The organism is Bradyrhizobium sp. SZCCHNR1002, assembly GCF_032381435.1.
GTDB lineage: Bacteria > Pseudomonadota > Alphaproteobacteria > Rhizobiales > Xanthobacteraceae > Bradyrhizobium > Bradyrhizobium aeschynomenes.
In genome coordinates this window covers 1,027,903-1,041,916 of sequence record NZ_JAUHIS010000001.1, presented here as the reverse complement: position 1 = coordinate 1,041,916, position 14,014 = coordinate 1,027,903, and the positions used below count along the sequence as shown (strand labels likewise).

Genomic DNA, 14,014 nt, shown 5'->3' with positions numbered 1-14,014 from the left:
CGGGCGGCGGTCAGGATGAATGCGCGCGCCGTTGCGCCTCGGCGGTCGACGTGTCCTCCGCCGGGCCGACCAATGCGCGCCGCACCATCTGGGCCAGCTCCGACTTGCGATACGGCTTGGTGAGGAGCAACGCCGCCTGGTCGATGCGGCCGTGCTCGACCATGGCATTGTCCGTATAGCCGGACGTGTACAGCACCTTGGTGCCGGGACGTTGCCGCAGCGCCTCCTCGGCGAGCTCCTTGCCATTGACGCCGCCGGGCATGATGACGTCGGTGAACAGCAGATCGAAAGGCTGGCCGGCGTCGATCTTGGCCAGCGCCTCGACACCGGTCGACGCGGTGATGGTCTTGTAGCCGAGGCTCTGGAGTTGCGAGACGACGAAGTCCTGCACCAGCGGATCATCCTCGACGATGAAGATCGTCTCTTCGCCGCGTGGCGGCGGCGGCTCGGGCGGGGCAGGGATGGCCGGCAGGCCCTTGGGCACGGGGATGTAGAGGCGGATCGTGGTGCCCCGACCCTCTTCGCTGTAGATCTTGATGTGGCCACCGGACTGCTTGACGAAGCCGTAGACCATGCTCAGGCCGAGGCCCGAGCCCTTGCCGGCCCCCTTGGTGGTGAAGAACGGCTCGAAGGCGCGGTCGCGAACCTCTGGCGACATGCCGGTTCCGGTATCGCTCACCGCCACCATGACATAGGAGCCCGGGGTGACGCCGGCATTGGCTGCCGCATAGGCTTCGTCGAGCTCGACCCGGCGCGATTCCAGCAGCAGCTTGCCGCCATTGGGCATCGCGTCGCGGGCGTTGATGGCCATGTTGACCAGCGAGTTGGCGAGCTGCGCGGAGTCGATATGCGCGATCAGCGTTTCCTCCTCCAGTATCGAGTTGATCTCGATCTGCTCGCCCAGCGTCGGTCGCAGCAGCTTGGCGATGTCCAGGATCGTGCTGTTGACGTCGCTGTCGCGCGGATGCAGCGGCTGCTTGCGGGCGAAGGCCAGCAGATGCCGGATCAGCTCGGTGCAGCGGTCGGCAGCCTGGCCGATCAGCGCGGCCGTGGCGGCGGCTGCGGGGCGGTCCTTCACCTCGTCGGCCAGCGTTTCGATGGTGCCGGTGATGATCGTCAGCATGTTGTTGAAATCGTGCGCGACACCGCCAGTGAGCTTGCCGATCGCATCCAGCTTCTGCGCCTGCTGGAGCAGGCGCTCGGTCTCGTGCGCCGTCGTAATGTCGTGATAGACCATCGCCGCGCCGGTGATGCCTCCGGCCGAGTCGCGCAGCGGCCGGCCGCTGATCATCAGGCGAAGCGTTTCGTCCCGGTCGGGCTGGTGGACGATGACCTCGTGCCGGTCGAACGACTCGCCCCGCAAGGCGCGCGGCGTCGGCAGATCGTGTGCCGCAATCGGCGTCATGCCGTCGCTCTCGTAGACGCGAAGCCGCGACCTGACCTCGGACAGTTTGCGGCCGTGCCGATAGCCGAGCAGGTGCTCGACGGCAGGATTGGAGAACACGACGGTATCGGCGGCGTCGATCACGAGCACGCCTTCGGCCATGCTGTTGAACGTGCTCTGCAGGATCTCGGCGGAATGGCGCAGCTTCTCGTGGGCCTCGACCAGATCGAGATGCTGCTTCTCGGCCCTCTCGGCCAGCGAGACGGCTTCGGCCTCGGAGCGGACCAGCGAGGCCCGCAGCAGCTGATCGTCGTAATAGGCACGGCGGATCAGGTATCCGGCGATGATCAGCAGCAGCGCCAGGCCGCACAGGTCGATCGCCAGCAGCAGCGCTCCCGTGGCCTTGGACGTCGCCGAGCGCTGCGCCAGCAGCTTGCGCTGATCGGCGACGAAGCGATCGAGATTGGCGGTGATCGCGCTCATGGTCGCCGGCCCCTCGGCTCTGCTGCCCAGCGCCTCCAGCCCAGCGCGGTCCGATGCCGCGCGCAGACGGATCACGTCCGAGGCGATCTCGAGCCTGCGGCTGATGAGGGCTTCGGTCTGGTTCAGAAGCTGCGCCGGCATCGGGCTGTCGGCAACCGCGCGCTGCAGATCGGCGACGGCGGCAGGGATCTTGGCGTTGACCGCGTTGAACTCGGCGCGAAACGGCTCGGTCCCCGTCAGCGCGAACCCCCGCGAGGTGGCTTCGGCTTCGCTGAGCAACAGCCGCAGATCGGAGGTCCGCTGCAGGATGTTCAGCGACGAGGTCACCCAGGCCGCGTCCTGGCGCGACTTGATGTCGAGCGCCGTCGACGCAGCGCCGATCGCCAGCAGAGTTCCAAGCCCGAGCCCCAAAGCGAGGCGCTGATGAATCATCCGCGTGTCTCAGTCATCGACATGGATCGCATGCAGCTCGGGAATGGTCCCGGCCAGCCTGATGCACCCGAGTTCCGGTGCCGCTGCGTCGAAAGCGGTGATGATATGTCGGCAAGGCGCGCCTCCTTGTTCGAAAGTTTTTGGCGCGTTCGAGAGCGACATAACCGCTGGCGCACAGTGATCTGCACTGCGCTCGGGTCTGCGCGATCGAGGTTCCATCAGCAGTCGTCAACCGGGCCTGCGTTCAGCTCATCGAAGCAGAATCACGAGCTCAATCGATATTGGACCGGAACGAGCAATACATCTGCACGCCGCGGGGCACATTGTTGAAATTTCGTCGAATTTCAGTCTGCAACGTGGCGTATTGGACACAGAACAACAAACATTGAGGCGTTCTCGAAGCAAAGGCGGCGAGGTAATTACCTCGCCGCCCCCCGTGTCGTGTGATGCAATTGCGCTGCGTTTACGGGCAGGGATGACGCTGGCCATCATAGCCGAGATAGGTCCCGGAAGCGGGATCGTAGGACTTGAAGCGCCGGACGCAATACGCATCGTCGCGCTCCGGGCCGACCACGGCGACCGGGGCCGAGTCGTCATAGTAGGAGTAGTCGTTGTAGTAGCCGTTCCCGTAGTAGTACGGATCATTGTAGTAGGCATAGGAGCTGCCGAGGCCGATCCCGACGCCAACGCCCACGCCCGGCCAGAAGCCGCCGCCGCGGTGGCGCCAGCCGCCGTGATGACCGCCATGCCAGCCGCCGCCACTCCAATTGCCGCCACTCCAATTGCCGCGGCCGCCGCCATTGTTCACGGCGACATTGGCTCCGGCCGCCGGACCACGGCCCATCAATCCTGCGCCGCCAACGGCTGCACGTCCGGCGAAGCTGCCGCCGCCACCGGGGCCACCCGCGAAGCCGCCGCGCCCGCCGCCGCCGCCGATCGCAGCGCCGCCGCCCATCGCGCCGCCGCCACCACCGCCGATGGCTGCACCGCCACCGCCACCGCCGCCGATTGCCGCACCGCCGCCGCCAGGACCGCGACCGCCGCCGCCGGGACCTTGGGCGAAGCTCGTCGTCGCTGCCGCCAGCGGCAGAATCAGCGCCACGGCCGCGGCGGCGCTCAATGTCTTCAGTTTGGTCATCGATGTCGCTCCATCAGGGGAAAGTGACCTAACCGCAGGCAGCGGATGTCGTTCCCCGGTGCGAACCGTTGCGTCGTCGCGGGCGCCGGCGGGGCGACACTGGACAAGTCGCAAGCGCGGTGGCATCAGAGCCGGGACCTTCACAGAACCGGCCCCAGGCGCATGAAACAGTTCTTTCTCAAGCTCTTCACGTGGTGGAACGGCCAGACCTTCGGCACCCAGCTGTGGACCTGGCGTTTCGGCGAGCTGGTGGGACAGGACGCGCAGGGCAATCGCTATTATCGGACCGCCGGCGGCAAGATCGACCCGGTGCTGCATTTCGAGCGGCGCTGGGTGATCTATAACGGCCTTGCCGAAGCCAGCCGCATTCCGCCGGAATGGCACGCCTGGATGCATCACATGGTCGACGTGCCGCCGACGCAGGACGGCTACAAGTCGCGTGAATGGGAGAAGCCGCACCTGCCGAATCTGACGGGGACGCCGCTCGCCTACCGCCCGGCGGGATCGACCCTGGCCAGCGGCCGCCGCCCGAAGGCGACCGGCGATTATCAGCCCTGGACCCCCGGCAGCTGATTCGATTTTGCTGGGGATCATCTGCTCAACGGGCCGTCCGATGCTTCGGGCGGCCTTTTTGCTGTCCGGCAGCCCAGAGCCCGTGGGCTCGCCGCCGTCACCGTCGCGGCGGGCTGAGACCGGCTGCCGCGCGCTCCGCCGCGGCGATGCGTTGCTTCCGGAACGGTGCGATCCGCTCCAGCATGCCTGACAGCACCTCGGGCGGGGCGGTGTCCGGCGAACCGGCCGTAAAGGGCGGCGCCGGGTTGTATTCGAGCCGGAGTTGAATCGCTTCTGCGGTCCTTCGATCGACCAGCTGCGCCACCAGGGTCAGCGCGAAATCGATTCCGGCGGTCACGCCGCCGCCGGTGATGCGATTGCGATCGATGCAGACGCGCTCGGTGCTGACGGTTGCGCCGAACAGCGGCAGGCATTCGCGCGCGCTCCAATGGGTCGCAGCACGATAGCCGTCGAGCAGGCCCGCAGCGCCGAGCGCGAGCGAGCCGGTGCACACCGAGGTGATGTATTTCGCACCCGCCGCCTGACGTCGGATGAAGTCGATGACCTCGGCGTCGTTGAGGATGGCGTCGACGCCAAAGCCGCCGGGAATGCAGATCACGTCGGCTTGAGGACAGTCGGCGAAGGTCGTGGTCGGCAGCAAGGTCAGCACCGAGTCGGTCGGGACGGGCTCGAGGCTCTTCCACGCCAAATGAAGTGTGGCGCCGGGCACGCTCGAGAATACCTGCACGGGGCCGGTGAGATCGAGCTGGGTGACATGCGGGAACAGGACAAGAGCAATCGAAAGTGGTTCGGCCATGGTGCGCTCGTTCGGAACAGGGATTGACGCCCGCCATCCTGCATGATCCGCTGGCCGTCTCATATGTCGAAGTTCCCTCGATTTCGGACGCGCGCTCGCGGAGCCCATGCATGATCGGCGTGCTGATCTTCCCCGACTTCCAACTGCTCGACGCCGCGGGGCCGATCTCGGTGTTCGAAATCGCCGCGCGCTATGCGCGGGCTGCACCGTCGATCCGGGTGATTGCGGCGCAGCCGGGGCCGGTGCGATCGTCATCGGGGATCGAGATGGTGGCGCGGAAATTCGGTCCCGTCTCGGCGTTTTCGACCTTGCTGATTGCCGGCGGCGACGGGGTGGAGGCGGCCAGCCGCAATGCATGCACCCTCAACTTCGTCCAGAAGCTTGCGGGCCGCGGCACCCGCGTGGCCAGCATCTGCTCCGGCGCCTTCGTGCTGGCCGAAGCGGGCGTGCTGGACGGGCGGCGGGCGACCACGCACTGGCAGCGCACGCGGCAGTTCCTGCGCGCCTATCCGAACGTCAAGCTGGAGCCGGACAGCATCTATGTCCGCGACGGCCAGATCTGGAGCTCGGCCGGCATCACTGCAGGCATCGATCTCGCGCTGGCGATGATCGCCGAGGATCACGGCGAGGAGATCGCGCAGAAGACCGCGCGTCAGCTCGTGCTGTATCATCGCCGCAGCGGCGGGCAGTCGCAGTTCTCCTCGCTGCTGGAGCTGAAGGCGCCGAATGGCCGCTTTGCCGAGCTGCTCACTTGGGCGCGCGAGCATCTGGATGCGCCGCTGGCCGTGGACGATCTCGCCGAGCGCGTCGGCATGAGCACGCGCCATTTCACCCGCGCCTTCGTCGCCGAGACCGGCACCACGCCGTCCAAGGCGATCGAGCGCCTGCGGCTGGAGGTCGCGCGCGATCGCGTGCAGGCCTCGCACCAGCCGATCGAGCTGGTCGCCGCAGCGACCGGCTTTCGTGATCCCGAGCGGATGCGCCGCGCCTTCATCCGCGCCTTCGGCCAGCCGCCGCAGGCGCTGCGGCGGGCCGCGCGCACCGTGGCCGCTGGTTGATCTGAATCAGTGGGCAGGGGGCAGGGCGAGACTAGGCTCGTTCAATTGCGCGGCTCTCGAGGCAGGACAAATTGACGGCTGATGGCGCTGAACGCGCGGCGTGCCCGGGCGAGGGTCGTCCGCTCTCGCTCGCAAGGTTCGATCACTTTCCCGACGTGCTGCTCGACGTGTCGGCGCCGGAGCTGTGGCGGCATCTGCCCGGGCCGTCGCTGTTCGATCTGCCGGGCCGGCAGAGCAGCACGCTGTTTGTCAGCGTGCTGCTGCACGGCAATGAGGACACCGGCTGGCGTGCCATCCAGACCGTCCTGAAGCGCGCGAGGGGGAGGCCGCAGGCCCGTGCCATCAAGCTGCTCGTCGGCAACGTCGCTGCCGCAAGGGCTGGCGTGCGCACGCTGCCCGGCCAGCACGACTACAACCGCGCCTGGCCCGGCACCGCGGATGCCTCGTCGCCGGAAGCCGCAATCATGCGCGAGGTCGTGGCGAGCGCCGCGGGTGCGCAGCTGTTCGCCAGCATCGACATCCACAACAACACCGGCAACAACCCGCATTATGCCTGCGTCAATCGTTGCGACGACGACTCGTTGCAGCTGGCGCGGCTGTTCGGCCGCACCGTCGTGTATTTCGAGGAGCCTGTCGGCGTGCAATCGGCGGCCTTGTCGCGGCTGTGTCCGGCCATCACCGTCGAATGCGGCCAGCCGGGCGTCGAGGCGGGGGTCGCGCATGCCGTCGAGCTGATCGAGGCGGCCCTGACCTTGCAGCACTTTCCCGGCCATCCTGTCGGCGATGCCGACATCGATCTGATGCGGACCTTCGCGATCATCAAGGTTCCGGCGGCTGCGTCGTTCTCATTCGACGGCCGTGATGCGGATTTCCGCTTCCGCCCGGATCTCGATCAACTGAATTTCGCCGAACTCGAGGCCGGTGTGTCGTTCGGAACGCATGCCGGGACCTGCCGGCTCGAGGTCGTCGCCGCCGAAAACGGCGATGATTACTTCGACTATGGCGGCGGCGACATCCGTCTGGCGCAGGACGCCATCCCGGCGATGCTGACGCGCGATCCCGATGCCGTCAGGCTCGACTGCCTTGGCTATCTCATGCACCGCATCGGCCGCGACGGGCGGCGGCTCAACGATCCCCAGAGGTCGCGCAAATGACGTGCGCCGCGCTCCCTCCGCAGGACGGCATCGGCGCCGCCGAGCGCGCCCGGTTCGCCGCGCTGCAGGCGCAGTTCGCCGCCTCCTACACGGCGCTGTTCGACGATCCCGGCCTGCCGCGCACGGTGGTGATCGTGCCGAGCCTGAGCCTCGACCCCGAGGTGCTCGCCAAGGTCTCCGGCGTGCATCATTACGAGGAGCGCATGCTGTGCCTGCTTCTCCTGCTGCGCATGCCGCGCACCCGCGTGATCTATCTCACGAGTACGGCGATCTCCGAGACCATCATCGACTACTATCTGCACCTGCTGCCCGGCGTGCCGGGCGGGCACGCCCGCGCGAGATTGACGCTGCTGTCCTGCGATGATGCGTCCGCCGCCCCGCTGACACAGAAGATCCTCGCGCGTCCGCGTCTTCTTGGCCGCCTTCGCGCGGCGCTGGCGCAGGGCGGCCCTGGGCATCTGAGCTGCTTCACCGTGACCGAGCTGGAGCGCAGGCTGGCGCTCGAACTGGGTTTGCCGATCTATGGCTGCGATCCGGCGCTGTCATCATGGGGATCCAAGAGCGGCTCGCGCCGCATCTTCAAGGAGGTCGGCATCGATCTGCCCGACGGCTTCGAGGATCTCTCCGATGCCGGAGCGCTTACCGATGCGCTGACGGAGCTGAAGCGCCGCAGGCCGGAGCTGCGCAAGGCGGTGGTGAAGCTCAACGAAGGATTTTCCGGCGAGGGCAATGCCATCATCGATCTCAGCGCGGCTCCCGACGATCGCGGCCTGCCGCGATGGCTGCGTGATCGCCTGCCGGACATGGCGTTCGAAGCCCGCGGCATGAGCTGGGAGATCTTCGAAGCCAAGCTGCGCGGGATGGGCGGCATCGTCGAGGAGTTCATTCCGGGTCAGGTCAAGCAGTCGCCGTCTGCGCAGTTGCGCATCGACCCGCTCGGCCGGGTCGATGCGGTCTCGACCCACGATCAGGTGTTGGGCGGACCGAGCGGGCAGATCTTTCTCGGCTGCCGGTTTCCCGCTGATGGCGCCTATCGCCGTGACATCCAGGCCCGCGGCATGGCGGTCGCGGAAGCGCTCGCACGCAAGGGCGTGATCGGCCGGCTCGGGGTCGATTTCATCTCCGTTCGCGACGGGCCGGACTGGCGCCACGTCGCGATCGAGATCAATCTGCGCAAGGGCGGCACAACGCATCCGTTCCTGATGCTGCAGTTCCTCACCGATGGGCGCTATGATCCTGGGAGCGGCGAATTCCTCACGCCCGCAGGCCAACCGCGCTGCTACTACGCGTCGGACAATCTCGAAAGCCGCGCCTATCGCGGCTTGATGCCCGACGACCTCGTCGACATCGCCGTGGTCAACGGCCTCCACTTCCACGCCGCCGCGGGCGAGGGCGTCGCCTTCCACCTGATCGGGGCATTGTCGGAGTTCGGCAAGCTGGGTGTCGTCTGCATCGGCCAGACGCATGACCGCGCGGCCGAGTTCTACAGACGCGCGGTGGCGGTTCTCGACGCCGCCGATTGATTTCAATTGAAACAATTTCAAGTTGTATCACGGGTGAGAAGCGCGCATAGTATGTATATTGCCACTTGAGATGGAGGATATGATGCGTGCATTTCTGCTTCTGGTTTTGTTTGTTGCTGTTTCGGTCGGCGGTCACGACCTCGCCTTTGCCGCGAAGGCCGAGGTCACCGGGATGTGTGTCTGCAAGAAGGGCAGCAACGTTCTGAGCACCTACAGCGAGACGCTATGTGTGAAGAACGACCATGCGGGCTGCACCTCCGCGAAGGTGGCCTGCGTGAACGCCAACGCCGCCGCATGTCGCCTGGCCGGCGGCACGATCTCGCAATCGACCAAGACCTGCAGCGTCGGAGCCAAGTGCTGAGCCTGGGCTGGGTTCTCTGACGGCCGAAGGTGAGATGCAGTCCCGCGCGGCGGACATCGGCGCATGTCCGTCCGCGTGTTGGCATCGGCAGGCGTGAGACCTATAGTTCGCCCCGCGAAACTGAGGGGCGGATCAGGACGCGATGCGTGTCACCATCATCACCGGCAGCGGAGCCGGCATCGGCGCTGCCGTGGCGCGCCGCGTGGCCGCGCCTGGGCAGGGACTGATGCTGCACGGGCAGGGCGCCGACGACGCCGGGCTCGCGCGCCTGCGCGATGTCGCCGCGGCGTGCCGGCAGGCCGGTGCCGAGGTCGGCTTCCATTGCGGCGACCTGGCGAAGCCCGGTGTCGCGACCGAGCTGGCGATGGCGGCGCGGACCACGTTCGGTCGCATCGACGCGCTGGTGCATGCCGCCGGCTTTGCGGATCGCCGCAGCTTTCGCGACCTGCCGCGGGACGGGCTCGATCGGTCATTGGCGGTGATGCCGGCCGCCTTCCATGAACTGGCGAGCGCGGCGCTGCCGGACCTGCTGCAGAGCGGGGCGGCGCGGGTCGTCGCGATCTCCAGCTTCGTTGCGCATCGCTTCGTGCCGGGCGGCACCTTTCCGGCGTCGGCCGCCGCCAAGGCGGCGCTGGAGGCGCTGGTGAAGTGTCTCGCCATCGAGCTCGCCGCAACCGGCGGCTCCGCCAACGTCGTCGTGCCCGGTTATACCCGCAAGGACGAAGGCCGGCTCGGCTCGCTCGATCCGGCGGCCTGGCAGAAGGCCGCCGCGGCCAATCCGCAGGCGCGGCTCGCCGAGCCGGACGACATCGCGGCCGCGGTCGGCTTCCTGCTGTCGAAAGACGCCGGCCACATCACCGGCGCCGTGCTGCCGGTCGATGGCGGCCTGACCCTGATGTAGATGGATTTCAGATCAATGCAGAGTCCTCCGCAGGCCGCCGACGTCATCGTGCTGGGAGCCGGGATCGTCGGCGTCTCCGCGGCCTACGCCGTTCGCGAGCGCGGGCTGTCGGTGGTGCTGGTCGACCGCAAGGCGCCGGGCGAGGAGACCTCGTACGGCAACGCCGGCATTCTCTCCTCCGGCTCGATCCTGCCGCTCAACAAGCCCTCGCTGTTTCGGGCGCTGCCGTCCTATCTCGGCAACAACAGCGCGGCGCTGCGCTGGGATCCGGCATGGACGCTGCGCAACGTCGAATGGGTGCTGCGCTTCCTGGCCAATGCGGTGGAGTCCCGCGTCAGGCCGCGCGCGACCGCGCTGCACGGCCTGATCGGCGCATCGCTGAAGCTGCATCGCGACTGGATCGTCCGATCGGGCGAGCCGCAGCGCATCCGCGAGACCGGCTGGCTCAAGGCTTGGCGCAGCGAGGCGCTCGGCGCGGCCAAGGCCGAGCAGGATTTTCTGGCCGAGTACGGCATCAAGAGCGAGTTGCTGGACCGCCAGGCGATCTCGGCGCTCGAGCCGAACATGCTGCCGGTCTACAAAGTGGGCCTGCTGCACAGCCAGACGGCGTCGGTCGACTCGCCCGGCAACGTCACCAAGGCTTATGCGCGGATGTTCGAGGGCGCGGGCGGCGTGCTCAGGCAGTCCGAGATCCGGGCCTTGTCGTCGGACGGCGACGGCTGGCGCGTGGTGCTCGGCGACGGCGAGATCCGCGCCCGTCACGTCGTGGTCGCGCTCGGGCCGTGGTCGCCGGACATCCTGCGGCCGCTCGGCTATCGCGTGCCGATGGCGTTCGAGCGCGGCTATCACCAGGAGTTTGCGCCAAATGCGAACCGCAAGCTGCTGCGGCCGATCCATGACGCGGAAGGCAGCTTCCTGATGACGCCGATGGAGAACGGCGTGCGCGTGACCTCCGGCGTCGAGCTGACCGATCGCGATGCGCCGTCGAACTTTTCCCAGCTCGAGCAGGTGGTGCCGCTGGCGCGCGGCGTGGTCGAGTTCGGTGACGCGGTGGCGCAGCCCTGGCGCGGGTCGCGACCGAGCCTGCCGGATTCGCTGCCGATCATCGGGGCGGCACCGCGACATTCCGGCCTGTGGCTTGCATTCGGCAATCAGCACATCGGCTTCACCACGGGGCCGGCCACGGGCGCGGCGATCGCCGCGATGATCGCCGGCGAGGCGCCATCGTTCGATGCCTCGGCGTTTGCTCCGGGCCGGTATCTGTGATGGGCCGCGAGCGCGCCACCTCGGAGCTGCGATGAACTACACCTGGGATTTCGCCATCCTCGCCAAGTACAGCCATCTGTTCTGGGTGGGGCTCGGCTGGACCATGGCCTACACGCTCGGCACCATCCTGCTCGGCACGATCATCGGGCTCGTCGTCGGCATCGTCCGCCTCGGACGGCCCGTGGTCATCGACTGGCTGCTGATCGCCTATATCGAGCTGTTCCGCTGCACGCCGCTGCTGGTGCAGATCATCTGGTTCTACTACGCGTTTCCGGTGGTGATCGGCGTCAACATTCCCGCGCATGTCGCGGCCGTCACGGTGCTGTCGCTGTATGGCGGGGCGTTCTACGCCGAGATCATCCGCGGCAGCATCGAGAGCGTGCCGCGCGGCCAATGGGACGCCGCCCGCGCACTCGGCCTGCGGCCGTGGCGGATGATGCGGCTCGTGATCCTGCCGCAGGCGCTGAAGCCGATGCTCGCGCCTTACGTCAACCAGTCGGTCACGCAGCTGAAGAACACCTCGCTGGTGTCGGTGATCGCGGTGCCGGATCTCGTCTACAACGCGACGCTGATCAACGCCGACACCTACCGGCCGCTCGAGGTCTACACCATCATCGCGATCATCTACTTCGCGATCCTGTTTCCGGCGACGCTCGTGGGCCGGCGCTTCGAGCGCGGCATGAGCTACGACAAGGCGTGAGAGGCTCGGCGTAGCAACATCCTCACCGTCATTGCGAGCGCAGCGAAGCAATCCAGGGCGGCACGCGTAGCCCTGGATTGCTTCGTCGCTGCGCTCCTCGCCATGACGGCGGTGCGTGTGGCGATGGCGTCAGATATTCACTTCGACCGGGACGTCCTCGGCCTTGACCCCAGCAAGGCCGAGGCCCTTGACGAACCATTCACGCATCTGGCCGATGCCTCTGTTGTAGTCGATCCACACCGCCAGGAAGTCGCGCCAGCGCTTGTCGGCCTCGCGGCGGACGCCCATGCTGGAGGGGATGGCGACCGACGGCGATTGCAGGATCTTGTAGGTGCCGAGATTGGGGTTCTTGGCGATCGCGGTGAGCCCCAGGATCAGCGCGTTGACGACGACGTCGACGCGGCCCGACGCCATCTCCAGCATCACCTCGTCGCGCGACTTCAGCGACTTGATGGTCGCATTCGGCGCAAAGCGCCGGGCCACGGCCTCGTTGGCGGAGCCGACGTCGACCGCGATCTTGACCTCGGGCTTGTTGATGTCGGCCCAGGTCTTCGCCTCCATGCCCTTCTTCAGCATGGCGCCGAACGGATGCGGGAACACCGTGCCGCAGAAGTCGATCACGAGCGCACGCTGCGGCGTCGGGTTGAGCGCGAAGCCGAGATCGATCTTGCCGGCCTGCAGATCGAGCACCGAATTGCCATAGGTCGACTCGACATATTCCAGCTTCACGTCGAGCAGCTTGGCGATGTCGTTGGCCATCTCGATCGAGAAGCCGGACCAGGTGCCCGACGCGAGGTCCTTGTTGAAATAGGGCAGCTCGCCCGGCAGCACGGCGATGCGCAGCACCTTGTTGGCGCGCACGCGGTCGAGCGTGTTGTCAGTGGCGGCCTGCGCCGAGGCGGGCGTCGTCGTCATGGCCGACGCCAGCGCGGCGCCGGAGCCGATCGCGAGCGCGTAGCGCAACGCCTCGCGGCGGTCCTCTGAAATCTTCTGATCGTCTGATGTGGTCACATCAACCTCCTGCACGAATGCACGGAGCGTAGCGTTGACCGTGCGCGCCAGCAACAAGCATGTCGGACTTGATAGCAGCCTTCCTAATGACCGAGTGGCCGCGGCGCCGCGATGCTGCGCTGCCTCATTCGCGTGCAGGGCTGATCGCAACGTGATCAGTCCCGCCTGATGGAAGTGATGAGGATCGCAGGCGTTCGGCGAATGGGCGCAACAGCTGCGGCGCCAGGTGGATCGGAAACTGGCTCATCGCGAAATACAGCCAGGTGGTGCCCGGGATTGCGCCTTCGGTCGCGGCCAGCATCAGCCCCATGTTGCGCAGCGACACCATCATGCCCAGCGCCATCGCGCGCTCGCGGCCGGCGTTGCGGAAGAGCAGCATCGTGGTCCCCAGCAGCAGGAAGAACACCGCGAAGGCGAGCACCGCGAGTCCCAGCATGCGGAACGGGGCTGCCAGCAGATCTGCCAGAAAGTGCGCCATGATGGCGGAAGCGAACACGAACAGAATGCAGATGTTGAAGCCGTCGATCGGCGCGCGGTGGCGGCGGATCGTCTCAATGCCGAAGACGAGGCGGATCGCGGTGGCCGCAGCCAGCGCGCCGGCGAGAATGCCGGCGAGCTTCAGCCCGAGCGTCGCCGGGGATAGCGACAAGGTCTCGCCCATGAACACATAGGCGAACACCGGCGCCGTCAGCGGTACCAGCGCGGTCGAGGTCACCAGCGTGATCAGCACCAGCGTGGCGTCGAGTCCCATCAAGGCCGCGAGCGCCGGCGAGGCCATCATCGGCGAAGCCGTCGCCTGCAGCATCAGCGCGAGGGTGAGGTCGGGTGCGGCGGCATCGGCGCCGGTGAGGCGCGCGATGCTGCCGACGAGGCCGGGCACGGCGATGGTGGTCCAGGCGGTCGCCGCCACCACCAGCAGCGGGCGGCGCAGATGGGCGCGCAGCATCGCGACGTCGACGCGCATGAACGAGATGCAGAGCAGTAGAAAAATCGCTTCGGTGACGTAGGGCCGCGCCAGCTCGCCGAGCGGCGGCACCGCGATCGCCGCCAGCAGCACCGCGACGATCGCGCGCGTGCCCTGGTTGCCGAGCCAGCTCAGAGCCTGCAGGGGGAGAGCGAGAGGCCCGGAGGGCGGCATCTTCATTCCGAACGATGTGAATCAAAGAACGCGCGAACCATGCGATGGCCGCGCGTTCCTGCAAAGTCACATCTCGTTACGGACGATGTCGGCACC

General features: G+C 67.2%; 13 protein-coding genes. 8 read left to right on the top strand and 5 right to left on the bottom strand.

Features of this window, described 5'->3' with window-relative positions:
* Positions 1–10 precede the first annotated feature (10 nt).
* Together QX108_RS04590 and QX108_RS04585 are read right to left on the bottom strand one after the other, a co-directional pair.
* Positions 11–2,299 carry a CHASE3 domain-containing protein gene (locus QX108_RS04590; RefSeq protein ID WP_315778535.1) on the bottom strand — a complete coding sequence of 763 codons (2,289 nt, stop codon included), beginning with the start codon at positions 2,297–2,299 and terminating at the stop codon, positions 11–13.
* Positions 2,300–2,762: 463 nt separating this feature from the next.
* Positions 2,763–3,437, bottom strand: coding sequence for a BA14K family protein (locus QX108_RS04585; protein WP_315778536.1), 675 nt, complete (start codon positions 3,435–3,437; stop codon positions 2,763–2,765).
* A gap of 162 nt (positions 3,438–3,599) precedes the next feature.
* Between QX108_RS04585 and QX108_RS04580 the strand changes: the two genes are divergently transcribed.
* Complete coding sequence (locus QX108_RS04580; RefSeq protein WP_315720337.1) at positions 3,600–4,010, top strand: NADH:ubiquinone oxidoreductase subunit NDUFA12; 411 nt, start codon at positions 3,600–3,602, stop codon at positions 4,008–4,010.
* Between the two features lie 97 nt (positions 4,011–4,107).
* Here QX108_RS04580 and QX108_RS04575 read toward each other — a convergent pair whose 3' ends face one another.
* Positions 4,108–4,806: a DJ-1/PfpI family protein gene (locus QX108_RS04575; RefSeq protein WP_315720336.1), complete on the bottom strand. Its 699-nt coding sequence runs from the start codon at positions 4,804–4,806 to the stop codon at positions 4,108–4,110.
* A 110-nt stretch (positions 4,807–4,916) separates the two neighbouring features.
* Between QX108_RS04575 and QX108_RS04570 the strand changes: the two genes are divergently transcribed.
* The 7 genes from QX108_RS04570 (at position 4,917) to QX108_RS04540 (ending at position 11,769) form a co-directional block, all read left to right on the top strand.
* Entirely contained in the window at positions 4,917–5,864 is a 948-nt protein-coding gene (locus QX108_RS04570) for a GlxA family transcriptional regulator (RefSeq protein WP_315778537.1), read from the top strand.
* Positions 5,865–5,935: 71 nt separating this feature from the next.
* Positions 5,936–7,018 (top strand): M14 family metallopeptidase, encoded by a 1,083-nt coding sequence (locus tag QX108_RS04565; RefSeq protein WP_315778538.1) that lies wholly within the window; start codon positions 5,936–5,938, stop codon positions 7,016–7,018.
* The gene (locus QX108_RS04560; protein WP_315778539.1) at positions 7,015–8,541 is read left to right on the top strand and encodes a peptide ligase PGM1-related protein; all 1,527 of its coding nucleotides are present in this window, start codon (positions 7,015–7,017) and stop codon (positions 8,539–8,541) included. The genes QX108_RS04565 and QX108_RS04560 overlap by 4 nt, the downstream gene beginning before the upstream one ends.
* Positions 8,542–8,623: 82 nt before the next feature.
* Positions 8,624–8,902 (top strand): hypothetical protein, encoded by a 279-nt coding sequence (locus QX108_RS04555; RefSeq protein ID WP_315778540.1) that lies wholly within the window; start codon positions 8,624–8,626, stop codon positions 8,900–8,902.
* A gap of 142 nt (positions 8,903–9,044) precedes the next feature.
* Positions 9,045–9,803, top strand: coding sequence for an SDR family NAD(P)-dependent oxidoreductase (locus QX108_RS04550; RefSeq protein ID WP_315720331.1), 759 nt, complete (start codon positions 9,045–9,047; stop codon positions 9,801–9,803).
* Positions 9,804–9,818: 15 nt separating this feature from the next.
* Positions 9,819–11,069, top strand: coding sequence for an FAD-dependent oxidoreductase (locus QX108_RS04545; protein ID WP_315778541.1), 1,251 nt, complete (start codon positions 9,819–9,821; stop codon positions 11,067–11,069).
* A 31-nt stretch (positions 11,070–11,100) separates the two neighbouring features.
* On the top strand, positions 11,101–11,769 hold the full coding sequence (locus QX108_RS04540; protein WP_172109456.1) for an amino acid ABC transporter permease: 669 nt from the start codon (positions 11,101–11,103) through the stop codon (positions 11,767–11,769).
* A 129-nt stretch (positions 11,770–11,898) separates the two neighbouring features.
* Here QX108_RS04540 and QX108_RS04535 read toward each other — a convergent pair whose 3' ends face one another.
* Together QX108_RS04535 and QX108_RS04530 are read right to left on the bottom strand one after the other, a co-directional pair.
* Positions 11,899–12,780, bottom strand: a complete 882-nt coding sequence (locus QX108_RS04535; RefSeq protein WP_315778542.1) for a transporter substrate-binding domain-containing protein — start codon at positions 12,778–12,780, stop codon at positions 11,899–11,901.
* 124 nt (positions 12,781–12,904) lie between these two features.
* Positions 12,905–13,918, bottom strand: coding sequence for a Na+-dependent transporter (locus tag QX108_RS04530; RefSeq protein WP_315778543.1), 1,014 nt, complete (start codon positions 13,916–13,918; stop codon positions 12,905–12,907).
* Between the last annotated feature and the right edge of the window lie 96 nt (positions 13,919–14,014).

Excerpts from the sequence above, each read along its gene's own strand:
- QX108_RS04530 (WP_315778543.1), bottom strand. The coding sequence starts at position 13,918 with ATGCCGCCCTCCGGGCCTCTCGCTCTCCCCCTGCAGGCTCTGAGCTGG.
- QX108_RS04575 (WP_315720336.1), bottom strand. The coding sequence starts at position 4,806 with ATGGCCGAACCACTTTCGATTGCTCTTGTCCTGTTCCCGCATGTCACC.
- QX108_RS04550 (WP_315720331.1), top strand. The coding sequence starts at position 9,045 with ATGCGTGTCACCATCATCACCGGCAGCGGAGCCGGCATCGGCGCTGCC.
- QX108_RS04590 (WP_315778535.1), bottom strand. The coding sequence starts at position 2,299 with ATGATTCATCAGCGCCTCGCTTTGGGGCTCGGGCTTGGAACTCTGCTG.
- QX108_RS04555 (WP_315778540.1), top strand. The coding sequence starts at position 8,624 with ATGCGTGCATTTCTGCTTCTGGTTTTGTTTGTTGCTGTTTCGGTCGGC.
- QX108_RS04570 (WP_315778537.1), top strand. The coding sequence starts at position 4,917 with ATGATCGGCGTGCTGATCTTCCCCGACTTCCAACTGCTCGACGCCGCG.
- QX108_RS04585 (WP_315778536.1), bottom strand. The coding sequence starts at position 3,437 with ATGACCAAACTGAAGACATTGAGCGCCGCCGCGGCCGTGGCGCTGATT.
- QX108_RS04545 (WP_315778541.1), top strand. The coding sequence starts at position 9,819 with ATGCAGAGTCCTCCGCAGGCCGCCGACGTCATCGTGCTGGGAGCCGGG.
- QX108_RS04560 (WP_315778539.1), top strand. The coding sequence starts at position 7,015 with ATGACGTGCGCCGCGCTCCCTCCGCAGGACGGCATCGGCGCCGCCGAG.
- QX108_RS04580 (WP_315720337.1), top strand. The coding sequence starts at position 3,600 with ATGAAACAGTTCTTTCTCAAGCTCTTCACGTGGTGGAACGGCCAGACC.
- QX108_RS04540 (WP_172109456.1), top strand. The coding sequence starts at position 11,101 with ATGAACTACACCTGGGATTTCGCCATCCTCGCCAAGTACAGCCATCTG.